Origin of the sequence: Treponema denticola, from assembly GCF_024181605.1 — a bacterium.
GTDB lineage: Bacteria > Spirochaetota > Spirochaetia > Treponematales > Treponemataceae > Treponema_B > Treponema_B denticola_B.
Map to the genome: position 1 here is coordinate 2283086 of NZ_CP054477.1, position 17342 is coordinate 2300427.

Genomic DNA, 17342 nt, shown 5'->3' on the forward strand with positions numbered 1-17342 from the left:
ATATTATGAATGAAAAAATTACAAAGGCTTTAAACGAGCAGATTAACAAGGAAATGGAATCGGCTTATTTATATTTAGGTATGGCTGTACATTTTGAAGCTGAGGCTCTTACAGGTTTTGCCCATTGGATGCAGACTCAAGCTAAAGAAGAAATGGAGCATGCTCTTAAAATATACAAATACTTGTTTGAAATAGGCGCAAAACCTGTTTTAGGAGCCATAGGAGCCCAGAGTACCGAATATGGAAAACCGATAGATGTTATCAAAAAGGTTTTAGAACACGAAAAATTTGTAACTGCTTCTATCACAAGCCTTTACGAGTTGGCCCTAGCCGAAAAAGATTATAAAACTCAAAGCTTCTTAACTTGGTTTATCAATGAGCAGGTTGAAGAAGAAGCCAATGTTACGGCTATCTTGGATAAGTTTAAGTACATCGATAGCAATACAGGTCTTATGATTTTGGATAAAGAACTGGGCGAAAGAGCTTAAATTTAAAGACGTAAAAAAAACGGCCCTTGGAGGCCGTTTTTTTCTAACAATTTACTTGCCGGTAACTATTGCAATACCGCTGCTTGCACCTATCCTTGAACAGCCCAAACCGATATAGGTTTCCGCATCTTCACGAGTGCGCACCCCGCCTGAAGCTTTTATCTTTGTATCTTTTTTTAAGTATTTTTTAAATAGTTTTATATCTTCAACCGAAGCACCTCGGGGGCCGTAGCCTGTTGAGGTCTTTATAAAATCTGCTCCGGCCTTTTCGATAATTGCACAAATATCCGCAATATTTTTTTCTTCAAGATAACAGGTTTCGACAATTACTTTAAGAAGAACATTCTTTTCATGGCAGACCTTTGTTATGGCACTCACTTCATTTTGCGTATATTCCAAATCTCCTTCTAAAAGTTTCCCGACATTTATAACCATGTCTATCTCTTCAGCACCGGCTTCAATTGCTTTTTTAGCCTCTTCTACTTTTACCTCCGTTGAAGATGCCCCAAAGGGAAAAGAAATAACGCTGCACACCTTTACATCGGAACCTTTAAGTTCATTGCTTACCAATGAAACATTGCAAGGGTTTACACAAACGGAAGCAAAATGATACTCCTTTGCTTCATTACAAATTTTAATTATGTCCTTTTCGGAAGCTGTCGGTTTAAGAAGGGTATGATCTATATATTTATTTAATTCCATATTTAAACTCCTAATTTAAAAATAATATATATTTTGCCTTTTGTCCAGCTATCAACACCTTATTCGATTTGTTCTATCAGGCTATTGATCTTTCCTATGCAGGCAGAGGCAAACCCCTTATCCGGCAACTGAGACGCAATTATTCTAAGATAGCCCAACACATCCTTTAAAGTTTTATCCGTAGAAGTTTTAGGCTCTATTGTTTTTTTCAAAGCACCTCTTACATTTAAGAGGATCATTCTTCGTTTTAACCCGACCTCTCCGGACAATTTATTTATAACATATTCCATTTGAATACGCTCATTACTTATAAGAAAATCTTTTAATTCGATGGAGGGAAGATTATCCATTAAGTCGCGCAAATAGACAAAAAGATTAACTATTTCATAACTTTCGATAATATCCAACTCTTCTTCAAATTGAGGAGATTCTTTTAAACTGTGAGGCAGAACTGAAAGATACGGTTTGTCAGAAAATTTATTTACAATTTCATCAACAGAATCGGAAGTATTCAAATCATCATCAAAGGAAGAAGGAATAAGGGAGTCGGGAGCCGTACCGGCAGGATCTAAAAAATCCTCATCATCAAAGCTTGGCCGGTCGGAAGTTTGCGGCGTTTTTTTATCTTCCTGTCTTTCAGGCAGCGGACTAGAAGCATTTTGAAATTCCGGTACTGTTTCCAATTCCGTTCCCATTTCGATTTCTTCACCTTCAGAGCCAAAGCTGTCAACTGCATCAGGCTTTGCCGCAGAAAAGGGAATATCGGCTGTGCCGGGCTTTTCGGATTTTGCAGCAGAGCTAAGATCTTGGGAATAATCCGATTCAGGCACACTTGATTGCTGCTGCGGTTGAGCTTGATAAGGAGCCGGCTCATTTGGAGGAGCTTGATATGGCTGAGATTGAGGAGCGGGAGCCCCAGTTGCGGGCATCTCTTCTCTTGCTGAAGTATCTTGAAGTTGAAACTCTTCTTCAGGTATATCGTTCTTTCGGTTCCTATTGGGTCCTGGCTTAGTCAACTCAAGAGGATCATACTCTACACCTATGTCCGGACTATCATCAATGGGTGCATCAACATAGACCAAATTATCTAACGACTCTTCATCTTCTCCTCTATCAAAAACTTCATCATCAGCCAATTCCATCAGATCATCAAAAGGCATTTCTAAATCGGGCATATCTTCAAAGCTTTCGCTGAGAGTTATTTCATCATCATCTTCAAAATTTACCGCTCCCAAATTTTCTAAATCCGGCTCAGGACTTATATCAAGTTCTTCTTGAGGAGGTTTAAGCTTATCAAGATTTTTATTCAGAATGCCGTCATCGCCGTAAGACTTAACGGCATCTTCATATAACTGAACAGACTTGGACAAACTGCCTATATCGTCATTTTCTATCTTATCCGTTTGAATATCAACAATTTTATTTGCAAGGCGAACAGCCTCAACAGTATTACCTTCATTTTTGTTCAGCTCTAAAATTGCCGCAAGAGCTTCGGTATTCTTTGCATCATTTTTTATTATTTTATTATATTCATGCTTGGCTAAATCATACCTTTTCATTTGTTCATAGGCTTTTCCTAATTTTAACCTTGCAGAAATTTCTTGAGGCTTTTCATTTAGATATTTGATAAGTTCATTTGCTGCTTCTTTATATTTATCATTATGAAAATATAAATCAGCCAATTCGGCCCTCATATTTATTTCACTTGGAGATAACTGAAGTAAGTGTTCAAAAATAAGCTCTGCTTTTTTTGTATCCCCTAATACCGAATAAAGCTTACCTTGCATTTTAAGAACATCTTTATCGCCCTTAATTTCTTTACTCAAATGATTTAAGATTTCTTTTGCCTTTGCATAATCTTCAAGCATCAAACATACTTCTGCCGTGCTCAATAATAATTCTTTATTATCAGGATTTTTCTCTTTGTTATTTATCAAAATATTATAAGCATCAAAATATCTTTTTTGAGCTTTAAGCATATCGGCATATCCAAGCACTGCAGGCAAAAAGTTTCCATTCACAGAAACGGCTTTTTTATAAAAATCTTCGGCATATTTATCTTCATGAACTTTTTCATAAAGTTTGGCTAATTTTGTAAAATTTTCTTCCGATTGACTTATTGACCCTATAATTATTTTATAGGTTTCAATCGCTTTTCTAAGTTCTTCCATTTCCACATAACAATCGGCAATGGCTGTAAGGGCTTCATACCAATTAGGTTTTGTTTTCATAGCAGTTTGATATGAATTAATCGCTTCTTTGTAAAGCTTTTCTTCCTTATATAATTCTGCAAGATTAAAATTCAAAAATGGATGGTTGGGATCCACTTTTAAGCCAATCTTATAAGTTTCAAGAGCTTTAGGGTAATCTTTACATAGAAAATATACGCTTCCTAAATGGTTATATGCAAGGGCATCATCCGGTTTTATATCCAATACATCGGTAAAACATTGTATTGCATGTTTGTAATCCCCATTTTGTTTATATGTATTACCTAGATTATAAAGAGTTGTTTCGTTTTTGCTGTCTATCGCCTTTGCCTTTTCCAAGATAACTATTGATTCATTAAACATGTTAAGGCGGCGGTAGATAACGCCCATATTATTTAAAATATCCAAATTATTGGGATTAAGAGAATTTAGCTCTTTGTATATTTCCAAACCCTTTTTCATATCGCCGGATCGGATATAGAGTTTTCCTAAAAGAATTTTTAACTGATAATACTCCTCAGGTGTATTTTTTTGTTTTTTTAATTGATTTAATAAAATTTTTTCGGCAAAAGCATAGTCACGAGATAAAATAGCTGAATTAGCCTGCTCAATTATAATGTTCAAATTACTCGCCATTCTTTCCTTCCTTTTTACTTTGCAGAGGCCGAGCCCACACCTCTTTTGAGGTCTCACCGGCATGTTCTCCATTTTCTTCATCATAAGCGGCTATTGCAAAAAAATATATTTTGCCGTTTTTTAAATTTTCTATTTTATAATTTATCACATTTCCTACATCAATCGGAGAACCTTCGCTGAAGTATTCACCTTTTTTATTTCCAAAATAAATCAGATATCCCTTTACATCGGTGTCTATAGAGGGAGACCAAGATAATTCAACCGATGAATCCCCGGCCCTTGCAATAAGCTTTGACGGAGGAAGAGGAAGATTATCTTTTTCATACTCCAAAGAAAATGAATGAATAAGTGGAGATTTAAGCCCTTCCGCATCGGGATAAATATTACAGGCAATCTGAAAAAAACGGCCCGAAATATTTTTTATCTTTTCATTAGGTCTGATACTCTTCCATTCAGGATAGCTTCCGTTCCAATTAAAAGGACTATCGGCAGCCCTGATAAAAAATTCCGCATCGGTTTGTTCGGGTTTGTCGTATAAGGCTTTTAAAACAAGAGGCTGTGATTTATTTCCTCCGGTGTCGATTATATTTGTTTCTATACGGCCTCCGTCTTGAGGATATTTTTCAAACAACGAAGATATTTCCCAAGGCATTCCGAATTGAGAAAAAAAGTTTTTTACTTTTAGTTCATCCATTAAGCCGGAATAGTTTAAGCCTATAAGTACGTCCGATGAAGTACCCAGTGCAGAATACAACACCTGATTACTCTCTCTTCCCGTCTCGGTCATATAAACAATGGCTTCGGACTTACCGTTCATCCTATATTCCAAAAGGCCGGTAGTTTCATCATAAGTAATAAGATGATGACTCCAAATTTCGGGGATTATGTTTGACTTTCCTGAAAGTCTGACATCCAGTCCCTTATTGTTTTTGTCCTGCCAAATATTTAAAAAAGACCATTCGAGCTTATTGTTAAAAATACTTGCCGCAATATTTTGATACATTGTTTTTCGGCCCTCGACCAAGGAAGTCCACCAGCGTAAAATCGTACTTCCGCTTTCCGTTGTCTGAGGACACAACCAGAATTCTATTGTAAAAGATTTTAGAATTTTAGCGCCTGCAAAAAAAGAAGTCTTTGAAGGTTTTAATGCCAAACTTTCATTATTTGAATTATAATGAAAAAGAGCCGCTCCTTCTCCGATTTTTGCCTTTTCAGCACCAAGATGGATAATGGACGAATTAGCAACGGTATAATTTCCGGTTTCTTCAATTGTGTCCTTAAAATCGAAGCTAAGGTACATATCCGTAGTTTCAGTAATATTATGAGATGCGGATGTCAATCCCAAAGATTGAAAGCCGAATTTTCCATTTCTTTGTTCTATATTGCGGGAATAGACAAGATTGTTCCAACCCAATTTTCCGCCGAAATTCAGTACCGCCTCTTCAGAAAAAGCGGAAATTAAGAGAAGATTAAAAAATACAAGGCTCACAACAGAGCTTTTTCGCAAATTCAATTTAAATTTACACATAATCTGCACTTATTATCGGCAAAAAAGCTCCATATGTCAATAAAATAACCATGTTTTTATAGATTTAGAATATTTTTCCGGCAATAATTTAATCAACAACCCTCCACACGAATAAAAAACCGGCCTAAATTAAGCTTTAACTGCCTAATCATCCAGCCGGTTTAAAACTAAAAAGACAAAATCTTTTCTACATTAAAAAGTTTAGTTAGTTTTTTTCTGTGTAAGTTTCATTATAACGTAAAAAACCGCTCCGACTACAAGACCGCCTAAACCGAATAAAATCTTGTCCCAGCTTGAATTATATAAAAGCCAAAGGCTTATTCCTACCGCCAAAAGAGAAACAACATAAACGCCGGGAATTCTAAAAGAGCCTTTCATACCGCGCTTTCTGAATACTAAAATTGCAAGACAGGTCGGTATATATTGGGCAAAACGGGAAACAACCGAAATTGCAGCAAGCTTTGAAAAACTGCCTGTTAAGCAAACCAAGGCTGTCAAGGCGGTTGTTAAAATAACCGAAATGTAGGGGACATCTTTTTTATTTCTTTTAGTTACAAACTTGGGTAAAAAACCGTCATCAGCAAGAGCTACGGCACTTCGAGGAGCTAAGAAAGAAGAAGCAACATTTATTCCGCCTATTGAAACCAAGGTTCCGGTTGTAACAACTGCTTTTGCAACGGGACCTAAAAACTTAGCGGCAGCATCTGCAACAGGGGCCTCGCTTGCTGTAAGTCCATCACCCAAAATACCTATGGCAACTACTTGAATAAGTATATAAAAAACGGAAACACCGCTGATTACCAAAACGACAGCAAGAGGAACATTTTTTTCAGGCTTATCCATATCTTCAGCGGCAACGGCAATAGATTCAAACCCCGTAAAGGCATAAAAGATTAAAAGAGCGGCAGCCCCAAAAGACGTTGTAGTTAAGGCACCTACCGACTGCATAGGTTGAAAATTATCGCCTTTTATAAAAAAGATACCTAAAAGAATAAAGAAGATAAGGGGCACCAATTTTCCGATTGTAATAACATTGTTTACGATTTTTGAAATTCGTACTCCAGCAATGTTCATCAATCCTAAAAATAAAAGAATAGCTACGGCTATAACGCTTCGCCAAAAAGGTGTTGCTGCTAAAGGAAATACACTTCCTAAAGCCGTGGGAAACCCTACAGCCATTGCAGCCCAAGCAATAACCATTATTGCCCATTTCATAAAGCCTACTTCAAAACCGACGAATTCGCCGAAGGCTTCTTTTGCATAAACATAAGGACCGCCGTTCTTTTTAAACAAGCCTCCTGCTTCAGCAAAACAAAGTGCAATCAAAATAACCAAAACGGCATCGAATAAAATAACTCCGATACTCGATACACCGACCAATTTGGCGGCCTTTCCCGGAAGCAAAAATATTCCGGTACCGACAATGGCATTTACTCCAAGAAGGCAAATACTTAAAAGTCCTAATTTACCTTTATTTTCCATTTTCAACTCCTTATATTGAAATATGATAGATAGATTAAATAGCCGAAAAATTAACAACGATTTATAAATTCTTTAAATAGATCTAATGAAGCTTTATGTACAGCCGCCGTCATTTCAGGATGAAACTGAACTCCCATCATAAACCCTTCTCCTGTGTATTCGATGGCTTCAACCACGCCGTCAGGAGCATAAGCCGTAATTTTAAAATCTTTTGCGAGGTCTTTTACAGCCATGTGATGATAAGAATTAACCATATCTTCCTTGCCGAAAACTTTTTGCATAATTGAAGCAGCTTCGGTCTTGATAGAATGAGTGCGTTCCTGCGGGCGGGCTTTTTGTACATGCTGTATTTGAATATCTCTTTTTATGAGTGAAAGATCTTGATAAAGTGAGCCGCCGAAAGCAACATTTAAAATCTGCATTCCTCTGCATATTCCCAAAATCGGCTTTTTTAAAGCCTTAGCTGCTTTGATAAGTCTCAGTTCATAAACATCCCTCTTAGGCAGAATTTCTCCAAGACAGGAAAGCGGCTCTTCATTAAAAAAATGAGGCTCTACATCATACCCGCCCATAATGATAATCCCTGAAAGATTTTCAAGCTGTCTTTGAATAGCATCTTCATCATCAATTATAGGGAGCATAAGGGGAACTCCTCCTGCAGCCAGCACCGAATTCACATAGTCGGCATTGGTGTACATTCTTTCATAACCTGCAAAAAGACTTTGCGAGGTTTCATAGAGGCAGCTGCCTGTAATTCCTATAAGCGGTTTTTTCATAATAAACTCCTGTAATAGTTTTTAAAGGATTAAAAAATCCTATTGTATCCTGATTACTTCCACTTTAAAAGCTTTTTTATTTTTTTTCCGTATCGGTCCTTTAAAGAAGAATAGATATAATTTTCGCCTATCTTTGCGGCAATTGCAATTTTCATGATGGATTTTTTAAGATATTTTATTTTTGCAGCCCTGTAAATAAATAAGCTCAAGTTGATTACGGCAATTATTAAACATGCAACAAGAATCCAACAAAAAATATCATCAGGAATGTACCCATTCGAGCTAGCAATACCACCTAAAAAAATTATCACAATAGGAAGAATAATCCATACAAAAAAATGGAAGCCGCCTGCTTTTTTTAGCATTTTATTTAATGATTTCATATCTTCTATATTATATTGAAACAGCAGGTCTATAATCAATTTAACGCCGTAAGCATCTTCTTTTGTTTCGGCAAAAAAGTCTGCATTTTCTTGTTTACCTGAATTACTTCTAAAATCTTCTCGTGAGTTATCATCATATTTTGTTTTTATTATATAGGGTTCAGCCAACTGTAGATATTTTTTTAACCGGTCAATAATTTCTTCGCCGGCATAGGCAAAAGAATTCTTGTTGCAATAAGCATAGAATTCTCTTATAAATTTATTTACATCCATGTTTTTATTACTTGCCGACATTTCAAACATTCTATATAAAAGTTCGCTGTATATCTTTTCATTTACATGCTTAAATCCGGATAAATCCAAAAAAATTGCTTTTTTGTAAAAACCGTAAAAAGTTTTTTCCGAATTTTTAATTTTCTTCAATATTTGAGTATCAAGTTCAATGATGTATTTAACAGGATCATATTTATCCAATATATCCTGCTTTAAGCCTACATTATTCGCAAGCTCAATTTCATACTCTATATGATTATCAATAGATTGCAGCACTTGAACCAATTTAGCAGTATATGAATTTAAAACATTTTCAGAATAATTTTTATTTATACCTGAAAACTTTTCTTTAATATTAGTAAAAAAATTCCACATATCATTCCTCATTTCCGTATCGCCGATTAAATCGCTTTATTTTAACCGGCTTGAGTATAGCATAAAATTATATCTTATTCAATGGAAGCTGTAAAAGGCTTATCGGATAAAATTGATTTCCACGATACACAAACTTGACAAATTGAATAAAATTGAATATATTTGAAGAGGAGAAAAACAAGTGCAAAAGACCATTACCATACGTATAGACAATACTATATACGATATATTTAAAAAAGCAGCCGAAGGACAAAAACGAACTATTTCAAATTATATGGAATATGCAGCATTAAACTATACCATTAATGAATCTATCGTTGATGATGAAGAAATGCAGGAAATACTCGAATTCGAAAAAGACTTAAAAAAAGGCCTGTCGGATATATCTGCAGGAAGGTATAAAGTAATTGACTAACTATAAAATTGCAGAAACAGCGGCTTTTGAGAAAAAAATAAAATCAAAAAAGTACGAATTCCTATATCAAAAAATAAAAAACTATGTATATCCTATATTAAGAAAAAATCCGCATTTTGGACCTAACATAAAAAAATTAAAAGGCATTTACAAAGAGATATACCGCTTTAGATTAGGAGACTTTCGTCTTTTTTATAAAGTGTCAGAAGAAAAAGTCATCGTATTTATTATTGACATAGAAGCTCGAAAAGATGCTTATAAATAAAAAATGGAGCTTGACAAGGCGTACGATATATGGTACGCTTTAATCATAAGGAGGTGTTCAAATGACGATAATGACAGCAACAGCAGCTAGAACAAATTTATATAATCTTATTGACCGGACAAAAGAATTTCACGAACCGATTATTATTTCAGGAAAAAGAAATAATGCAGTATTGATATCGGAAGATGATTGGAATTCAATTCAGGAAACATTATATTTATGTTCTATTCCGGGAATGAGAGAATCTATTCTTGAAGCGAGTGAAGAATCTTTGGAAGAAAGCGTAAAGGAACTGGATTGGTAATGTGGAATGTAGTTTATTCAAAACAAGCTGCAAAAGACAGTAAAAAAATTGAACAATCCAATTTAAAAGAAAGCGTTAAGAGATTGATAGAAGTTTTGAAAAACGATCCATTTCAAAATCCGCCGCCTTATGAAAAATTAATAGGTGATTTAACAGGAAAGTTTTCAAGAAGAATAAATCTTCAGCATCGGCTTGTGTATGAAGTTTTTGAAAAGGAAATGATTGTTCGTGTTCTTCGAATGTGGACTCATTATGAGTAAAATATAACCCCCGCTTCAAAGCTGGGGTGCGAGGCTTTATAAAAAGATATGAATTGTTTTAAGATTATTATCGAATTACAAGATATTCTCTTCCCCAAATTTTATACAGCAATGGATTCTGAAAATAATGAATACATATTTTTAAAAACTCAAGATTCAATGATAAATTCATTGGATAAAGTATCTGATAAAACACAATTAGAGGCATATGAAAATCATATTCATATTTGCGGTAAAGTTAAAAAACGTGCTCAACATATAGCCGTAACTTCTGCAAAATTAATTACGAAAAATTTAATTGAAAATTTAAAAACAAGCTTTCCAAATAAACATTTTTATGTCTATTTGGATTGTGATTTTAACGACCACATTATAGTAAGATTTCATCAATTATGGGAGAATGAAGAACCGTATTATGATGTAAAAGATTTTCCAAATATCGAGGTATTTAAAATTTAAGCTTAAAATCCCAATTAATAGCTTAGGTTCTTTAATTAAAGTAGATGCGATAAATATTTCTGCATATCATTTGGCAAAAGAAATCAATGTTCCTGAAACAGCCTACATCCATCTTTGTAGAAACAAATTTTCTTTTCATGAACGGAAAGATTTTATTTGACAGCGTCACAGATAAATTTAAATGGTTTTTGCAAATGAAAACCCTTGTGTTTTATAGCGGTCTCCACTTTTGTGTAATTCTTGTGTTTTGTTTAAAATAAAAAAATGATTTTTAGTTTTTAAAAGGTATGGAAAATAAAAGCCTGTTTTAGTCTTTCAAGCTAATAAAAAGAATTGTTGAGCAGTAGTGTTAAATTTAAAAATATTTTACAAAATGGCGTTAAGTTTCGTAAAATAAAAATCATTTTTTAAGTATTGGTGTTCAAACTCCCATCACAAAACAACAATTCATCGCCAGGTATAAAAGGATTATTTTGTAACTTTGCACATTCACGAAAAGACTGTAATAGTATACCTGAAGAACCTGTAAACAAATCATTTGAAATTTTATAAAGTTCATCACCAGGAAACCCGGTCAGATTGTCTATTTCAACATAGTGGAAATTCAATAAGTCCAATAAATAATTAATATGTGAATCTAAGTTTTTCATACCAAGAATCAGTTTACAATCTTGCAAAAATGAAATTATGCCAGTACAACCTCTCAAATATCCAGGATATAAAATAAAAGTAGCTCTGCAAGCTTCTATCATTTCAGTAATTAAATTCAAATACTTTGGCAATTTAGTGATTTTATAAAATCTAATCAAAACACATCCTATCCCTGCAATTCCATTATGAATATATGGAGAATACACCGGTGGTTTTACCCCTATAGGTTTGCTATTTATAGATAAGAAACCATTTTCATTAACTAATAAACGACTCAAATCACTTTCTAAAGCTGAAACAGCTAATGAAAGTGTTTCTTTATCTTTTGTTTGCAAATATAACAATAATAAAGAGTAAGCGATACCTGAACAACCTCTTGTAAAACCAGAATAACAATCGCCTTCTGAATCTTTCCAGACAAGCATACCATCTTTTTTTATAGCAGAAGTAATAATTTTTTTAGCATATTCTTCAGCAAATTTCAAATACAAAATATCATCACTTTCTTTATAAAAAATTAAATTAACAATAAGGTTACCCGAAAGACCATAAGCAAAATCATAAATATTATGTGGTCTTTCCAAATTTACCCTTTCCAAAACAATTTTGGCTTCTTTCCTAAATCCGAGCTTTAGCAATACATACGCAATACCTGACAACCCAATATATAATCCATTGGAAAATAAAGTAGGCCTCTTATAAAAATCAGCCATAAATTTTGTAACAATAAAATTATACTGTCCTGAACCTTCACATTTCAACAGTTTTTCATAATAGCTTATAGAATAAACCATACCAAACATGCCATAGCCAAAGCTGTATTCATTTGTATTTATAGATTGCGGATCTGATGCTAATGGACTTTTACCATCTGTAAACAATTGAATATTATTAAGTATTGACTTACATAATAAATCATAATTAATTGATTTTTTTATTTTATTAGTAAAAATTTTATTTTCAATTTTATTTTTGCATTTTAAATCTTTTAAAACATCTTTTGTATTTTTATATTTAAATTTTATTAATTTATATATTAAATTTAACAACTCAACAGGCACATCAGTTTTATCATAACAAATACTTAAAAACTCTAAAATTTTTTCTTCACATAACTCATATAATGAGTTATAAGGAGCTATACAATACATAAGAACTAAAGCAACTTTATACAATTCAATTTCATAAATACTATGATCATTTCTTGAATAATTAAACCCAGGCGTAAACAAACCAACAAAATAATCAGTTTCAGTATTAGAATCTATTTTACATGCAGTTTCTAAATCTATAAATCGTAATTCTCGAGAATCGGCATCAAATATAATATTACCAGGAGAGATATCTCTTAATACTATACCAATAGAATGAATTTTATCAAGATTCTCAAATAAAATGGCCGCTATTTCTAAAACCTCATTGTAATAATTAATTAAATTAACCTGCATTTGCTTTTCATTTTTTATTGGATTGAAATATGGTGATTTTGAATGTGGATAAGACCTTAATGTTACCCCTTTAACATATTCTTGTACAAGATAGACATTTCCAAATTCTTCTATTTTTTCAATTGGATTCGGCGTACATTTCTGATTTTTTAATTCCAAAAGAATTTCGTATTCAGATGATGTCCGTTGAACAGCCGAAATATAACTATTATCCAGCCCGCTGTTTTTTCTAGCTTCTTTTATTATATAAACAAAACCATTTCTTTCTCCTTTATATACTCCTCCTTGTGCAGAAAAATGCAGGCATGATTTTATAAGATATTTTTTTAACAAAATAGAATCTTCATTATTAGAAATAGCATCATATTTTTTATCACTAATCCAATCAGGTACTTTATAATAGGGTAGTCGCTCATCTGTCACTAAATCATTTTTGTTATCAATGATTTTAGTTGCTAGAGTCCCATAATTATCTCGAAAGGTAATAGGATTTATCTCACCATACCGATAAAATAAGATTTTAGAATCTTTATAGCATTTATCTGACAATATATATGGTCCATCATATTCTTTTAACATAACATAAAGTTTTTCAATAATATCATCAAAGTCTTTTTGTTTTGGATACATAACAATATACTTACCACTACTAACCCTATTTATATTTTTTGAATTAATATGCACATAATTATTTAAATTAGAAGCAAATTTAAATGATATTTCATTTTCAAAAGCAAATTTTGATACTTTTTTAAGTACCTCTATATGATTATCTAAAGTTGCAGATATATGAATTTTCCAACCTGATATATTTTGCTCTTCACCAAAGTCAATATATGTCCATGGAAATTTCCCCATAGAAGAATGATGTTTAGTGTATACTATCTCACTAAGAACTGAATAATAATAATCATTTTTATTCAGTTTATGATAAGCTTTTATGTCATAATATAATTTATTTTTCCAAATATAATTTAAATGATTAATTTCTGCTAAATCTCTCATCTCAAATCCTACTTATCTCTCATTTATACCATTGCTGCTGAGTTTTGAATAACTTGCCATACTCTGTATCTTTAAGCATTAAGTCATCATGCTTGCCGCTTTCAATAATTTCGCCATTATCCATTAAAAGGATTTTATCGGCTCTAGTTGCAATCCCGATTCTGTGGCTTATAATAATTTTTATACTATGAGTTTTATTATCAAGCATGCTGTTAAGTAAATCCATTTCAAGCAGCGGATCTATTGCCGAAGTCGGCTCATCAAAAATAATGATACTTGCATTTTTGAAAAGGCCTCTTTCAATAGCAAGTTTTTGCCATTGTCCCATAGACAAGTCAACTCCGCCAAATTCTCTTGAAAGCATTGTATTTTGTTTATCAGGTAAGGTGTCTGAAAGTTGCTCTACCGCTTGCGAAATTTTCTTTACCGATTTAGTTACATCTGCCACATTAATATTTTCTTCCAAGCTCAGATTATAGCGATTAAAATTTTGAAAAACTGCGGAGCTGTTTTTTTGCAACAGCAAATGAGCTTCTTCAGATGCGTTTTTTGATTCATTTATTATAATCTCACCTGAAGCGGGTTGATACAGTCCCAGCAATATTTTTGAAAGCGTTGACTTTCCACTGCCGTTTTTTCCTACGATACAAATAGCTTCACCTGCATTTATTTCAAGGTTCACCGATTTAAGGGCTTTTTTCTCGCTATTAGGATATGAAAAAGAAACATCAGTAAGGCGTATTTTTTTAATTTCCATTTCCCCGGTTTTATTTTTATTAGAAGTTTCTTTAGTCATAACGGCATGAAAAAATTTCATTCCCGTGTAAGAATCTGCAAGACCGGCAATATGATAATTAAACAATTCCTTAAAATGCGAAAACAATAAATTAACACTTGCAATAATCGCAACAATAGTCCCCGCTTTTATTGAACCTGCCTTTGACAAACAATAAACAACAACAAAAATACTTATGAAGCCTAAAAATTGAGATGCATTAGTTATAATCCCAATCCAAGTTAATTTTTTTATTTCCTTCGTTTTATACTTTTTAAATAATTTTGCCGACGAATTAAATTTTCCAATAAAAAAATTAAAAAGTGCCAGATGTCTACTTTCCTTAAAAAAAACTTTATCGGTGATACACGATCCATACTTATTCATTTGCCTTCTGTACATTGCCGACTTATCTTCGCTTTCACTTTTATATTTATTTTTAAAAACATAAGTAAACATGGTTGGGATAAAAGCTCCTAAAACAACAATTAAAAGAAGCGGATTTATCGAAGCCATATAAAATGCTACCAGAAGAACATAAACAACACTTTGTGCAATAATAAGTTCAAGATTAATAAGACCGTCAATTGAACCATCTAAACCGTTTTTTGCTTTATCTAAGGAATCAAGAAAATCCGGCTTTTCAAATTCAAGTACATCAAACGAAGCAACTTTATTAAAAAAGTCAGTTTTTAGTTTTCCTGTAACAAGCATTCTTTGCTTATCAAAATAATAATTTAAAATTGCATTTGAAAATTCTCGCAACAAAATAATTAAAGAAAAAAATCCAAAAGCATACAAAACGGTATTTTTTACTGCTGATGAATTTAACAGAGTTAAACTTTCTGTAAGTTTTCCAATAAAAAATATATATCCAAAAGCTAATAAGGCATCAAAAACACACAAAGTAACGCAAAATAAAAACAAAGCTTTTTTAGCTTTAATCATTCTTGCAATTTCATAAAATAAAATTTTTATAAAAGATTTTTTCATACATACCATCCTTTTTGAGCTTCATACATTTCTTTATATAAACCATCCGCTCTTTCAAGTTCATCATGACTACCCTTTTCAACAATAGTACCATCAGACAATACTAATATTTCATCTGCAAGTTTTGCCGCTCCAAGTCTATGTGTAATTATTATAGAAGATTTTCCCGAAATAAATTTCAAGAAGTTATTATAAACTTTTGACTCTGCATCAGGATCAAGAGACGCTGTTGGCTCATCTAAAATATAATAATTACCCATAGCAAATAAACTTCGCAATAAAGCAATTTTTTGCCACTCACCAATAGACATATTTATATTATTTTCACTCAAGTAACCCAAATCCGTGTCCAATCCTTTTTCAAACTTGGCTATATCAAAAAATAGCTCGTGCATTTGTTTTAAAATTTCTTCATCAAAAACCGAAGCTTTATCAAAAATAATATTCTCTCGTAAAGTTATTTCATATTTTGCAAAATCTTGAAACGCAACCGAAAACAGCTTATTAAAATCTTGTATGTCTTTTATATTTACACCGTTAATTAGAATTTCACCGGAATAATTTTTATAAAGGCCTAAAAGCAATTTCGTTATTGTTGTCTTTCCCGCTCCGTTTTCTCCTACCAATGCATACGATTTTCCTTGTTCAAGTTTAAAGCTTACATTTTTAAGAATCTCTTTTTCCGTTTCAGGATACGTAAAAGAAACATTCTTAAATTCTATATCAATATTTTCAGGAAAATCGGTGTATATTTTTTTTTCACTATTCTTCAATTCAAAATCGGTTTCTTTAATTTCTTCAGATAAATTTTCAAAACCGAAAATCGTTTTAAGGAAAACATTTGTCTTGGCTATTTCATGAATTGATTGCGTTAAGTTCCATGAAATAGCAGAACTCATTATTAAAAGTTCATTTGAAACTGCGGAAAAAGAACCTATCGATAATGCTCCCTTGATAACATTGAGCAACATAAAAAACATCATACCTAAAAATGAAACGGTAATGAGTCCCGAAGTAAGTTTGGTTCCTGCATAACTTTTCCTTTTTACTGACAAGAAAATATCCGTCGCCTCATTGTATGATGTAATCCATCTTTGTGCAAAATACCGTATATAATTAAAAAGCGTTCTTTCTTCAGCATATTCCTTATCGGTAAGAATTTTTTCATAGTCATCCATACGGCGGCTTATTTTTTGAAATTGAGCAAAAGCCTCATAATCGTCTTTTCCTGTTTTTAACGATACCATTACAACCGGTATAAGTAATATGAACATGACTAAAGCCATCATCGGGGAAAACATCATAAGATAAGCGGCTACTGAAAGTATTTTTAAAAGCAATTTTAAGAAAACAAGATAAGAACTAAAACCGGAAACAAGTATACTAGGCACACCGGCCTTGACCTCTTTTATTAAATCGTTCGTAGCGGAATTTTCGATATGTTCATACTTTAATCGTGAAATCTTTTCTATATTTACAGAACGAAGTTTAATTTGCAAATTCAGCAACAACCGGGAAATAAAATTATTTAAAAAATTTTGACTGAAATAACTAAGCAGCGCAACAACAATAAACACAGGAATGATAGATATCAGATTAGTATTTTTTCCGGCAATGCCATCAATAAATTTTGAATATACACTTATATATGCAAAAGGAATAAGACCTAAAGCGATTCTCAATAATATTATCGTTATCGGCAAAATTTTACCTGCACTGGATACATAGCCGTACAGTTTTTTGAAATGAGAAAAATAAGATACATGTTTCATACCGTTTATTTAGATAAACACCTCATTATTAAAAAAACGCTTATTTTTAATAAAAATAAGACCAATCAATTCATCTGAAAATTGAACACTATTATAAAAACTTTTCGTTTTTCTTTTCAGAAATCAAAGAAATAGCTATACA

At 32.6% G+C, this 17342-nt stretch carries 15 protein-coding genes; 6 read left to right on the forward strand and 9 right to left on the reverse strand.

Annotated elements, in window-relative coordinates; translation table 11 throughout:
- The first annotated feature begins 5 nt into the window (after nt 1–5).
- Nucleotides 6–488 carry a ferritin gene (locus E4N80_RS10790; RefSeq protein ID WP_253699214.1) on the forward strand — a complete coding sequence of 161 codons (483 nt, stop codon included), beginning with the start codon at nt 6–8 and terminating at the stop codon, nt 486–488.
- 51 nt (nt 489–539) lie between these two features.
- On the opposite strand, the gene deoC is transcribed toward E4N80_RS10790, so the two are convergent.
- The 6 genes from deoC to E4N80_RS10820 form a co-directional block, all read right to left on the reverse strand.
- The gene (gene deoC, locus E4N80_RS10795; protein WP_253699215.1) at nt 540–1190 is read right to left on the reverse strand and encodes a deoxyribose-phosphate aldolase; all 651 of its coding nucleotides are present in this window, start codon (nt 1188–1190) and stop codon (nt 540–542) included.
- A gap of 59 nt (nt 1191–1249) precedes the next feature.
- Entirely contained in the window at nt 1250–4036 is a 2787-nt protein-coding gene (locus E4N80_RS10800; protein ID WP_253699216.1) for a tetratricopeptide repeat protein, read from the reverse strand.
- Nucleotides 4026–5573 (reverse strand): fibronectin type III domain-containing protein, encoded by a 1548-nt coding sequence (locus E4N80_RS10805; RefSeq protein ID WP_253699217.1) that lies wholly within the window; start codon nt 5571–5573, stop codon nt 4026–4028. The genes E4N80_RS10800 and E4N80_RS10805 overlap by 11 nt, the downstream gene beginning before the upstream one ends.
- Nucleotides 5574–5765: 192 nt before the next feature.
- Nucleotides 5766–7046: an APC family permease gene (locus E4N80_RS10810; protein WP_253699218.1), complete on the reverse strand. Its 1281-nt coding sequence runs from the start codon at nt 7044–7046 to the stop codon at nt 5766–5768.
- Nucleotides 7047–7096: 50 nt separating this feature from the next.
- Nucleotides 7097–7822, reverse strand: a complete 726-nt coding sequence (locus E4N80_RS10815; RefSeq protein WP_253699219.1) for a gamma-glutamyl-gamma-aminobutyrate hydrolase family protein — start codon at nt 7820–7822, stop codon at nt 7097–7099.
- 53 nt (nt 7823–7875) lie between these two features.
- The gene (locus tag E4N80_RS10820; protein WP_253699220.1) at nt 7876–8853 is read right to left on the reverse strand and encodes a hypothetical protein; all 978 of its coding nucleotides are present in this window, start codon (nt 8851–8853) and stop codon (nt 7876–7878) included.
- 181 nt (nt 8854–9034) lie between these two features.
- Here E4N80_RS10820 and E4N80_RS10825 point away from each other — a divergent pair, with 181 nt between their 5' ends.
- The 5 genes from E4N80_RS10825 to E4N80_RS10845 all read left to right on the forward strand — a co-directional run bounded on the left by E4N80_RS10825 (nt 9035) and on the right by E4N80_RS10845 (nt 10556).
- Nucleotides 9035–9268: a hypothetical protein gene (locus tag E4N80_RS10825; protein ID WP_002692434.1), complete on the forward strand. Its 234-nt coding sequence runs from the start codon at nt 9035–9037 to the stop codon at nt 9266–9268.
- A complete protein-coding gene (locus E4N80_RS10830) occupies nt 9261–9533 on the forward strand; it encodes a type II toxin-antitoxin system RelE family toxin (protein WP_002692432.1) in 273 nt (90 codons plus the stop codon). The genes E4N80_RS10825 and E4N80_RS10830 overlap by 8 nt, the downstream gene beginning before the upstream one ends.
- A 61-nt stretch (nt 9534–9594) precedes the next feature.
- Nucleotides 9595–9837: a type II toxin-antitoxin system Phd/YefM family antitoxin gene (locus E4N80_RS10835; RefSeq protein WP_002672677.1), complete on the forward strand. Its 243-nt coding sequence runs from the start codon at nt 9595–9597 to the stop codon at nt 9835–9837.
- Nucleotides 9837–10097, forward strand: coding sequence for a Txe/YoeB family addiction module toxin (locus tag E4N80_RS10840; RefSeq protein ID WP_002672679.1), 261 nt, complete (start codon nt 9837–9839; stop codon nt 10095–10097). Before E4N80_RS10835 ends, E4N80_RS10840 begins: the two co-directional genes overlap by 1 nt.
- 48 nt (nt 10098–10145) lie before the next feature.
- A complete protein-coding gene (locus E4N80_RS10845) occupies nt 10146–10556 on the forward strand; it encodes a PM0498 family protein (RefSeq protein WP_253699221.1) in 411 nt (136 codons plus the stop codon).
- A 407-nt stretch (nt 10557–10963) separates the two neighbouring features.
- On the opposite strand, the gene E4N80_RS10850 is transcribed toward E4N80_RS10845, so the two are convergent.
- Genes E4N80_RS10850 through E4N80_RS10860 form a run of 3 tightly spaced genes read right to left on the reverse strand, consistent with a single transcriptional unit; the run spans nt 10964 to nt 17200 of the window.
- Nucleotides 10964–13660, reverse strand: a complete 2697-nt coding sequence (locus E4N80_RS10850) for a class III lanthionine synthetase LanKC N-terminal domain-containing protein (protein WP_253696361.1) — start codon at nt 13658–13660, stop codon at nt 10964–10966.
- A gap of 19 nt (nt 13661–13679) precedes the next feature.
- Nucleotides 13680–15428 (reverse strand): ATP-binding cassette domain-containing protein, encoded by a 1749-nt coding sequence (locus E4N80_RS10855; protein WP_253699222.1) that lies wholly within the window; start codon nt 15426–15428, stop codon nt 13680–13682.
- The gene (locus tag E4N80_RS10860; protein ID WP_253699223.1) at nt 15425–17200 is read right to left on the reverse strand and encodes an ABC transporter ATP-binding protein; all 1776 of its coding nucleotides are present in this window, start codon (nt 17198–17200) and stop codon (nt 15425–15427) included. Before E4N80_RS10860 ends, E4N80_RS10855 begins: the two co-directional genes overlap by 4 nt.
- Nucleotides 17201–17342: the final 142 nt, after the last annotated feature.

Bases quoted from the DNA above. Each gene is read 5' to 3' on its own strand.
- E4N80_RS10800 (WP_253699216.1), bottom strand. From the start codon at position 4,036: ATGGCGAGTAATTTGAACATTATAATTGAGCAGGCTAATTCAGCTATT.
- E4N80_RS10815 (WP_253699219.1), bottom strand. From the start codon at position 7,822: ATGAAAAAACCGCTTATAGGAATTACAGGCAGCTGCCTCTATGAAACC.
- E4N80_RS10810 (WP_253699218.1), bottom strand. From the start codon at position 7,046: ATGGAAAATAAAGGTAAATTAGGACTTTTAAGTATTTGCCTTCTTGGA.
- E4N80_RS10835 (WP_002672677.1), top strand. From the start codon at position 9,595: ATGACGATAATGACAGCAACAGCAGCTAGAACAAATTTATATAATCTT.
- E4N80_RS10790 (WP_253699214.1), top strand. From the start codon at position 6: ATGAATGAAAAAATTACAAAGGCTTTAAACGAGCAGATTAACAAGGAA.
- E4N80_RS10855 (WP_253699222.1), bottom strand. From the start codon at position 15,428: ATGAAAAAATCTTTTATAAAAATTTTATTTTATGAAATTGCAAGAATG.
- deoC (WP_253699215.1), bottom strand. From the start codon at position 1,190: ATGGAATTAAATAAATATATAGATCATACCCTTCTTAAACCGACAGCT.
- E4N80_RS10840 (WP_002672679.1), top strand. From the start codon at position 9,837: ATGTGGAATGTAGTTTATTCAAAACAAGCTGCAAAAGACAGTAAAAAA.
- E4N80_RS10850 (WP_253696361.1), bottom strand. From the start codon at position 13,660: ATGAGAGATTTAGCAGAAATTAATCATTTAAATTATATTTGGAAAAAT.
- E4N80_RS10845 (WP_253699221.1), top strand. From the start codon at position 10,146: ATGAATTGTTTTAAGATTATTATCGAATTACAAGATATTCTCTTCCCC.
- E4N80_RS10860 (WP_253699223.1), bottom strand. From the start codon at position 17,200: ATGAAACATGTATCTTATTTTTCTCATTTCAAAAAACTGTACGGCTAT.
- E4N80_RS10820 (WP_253699220.1), bottom strand. From the start codon at position 8,853: ATGTGGAATTTTTTTACTAATATTAAAGAAAAGTTTTCAGGTATAAAT.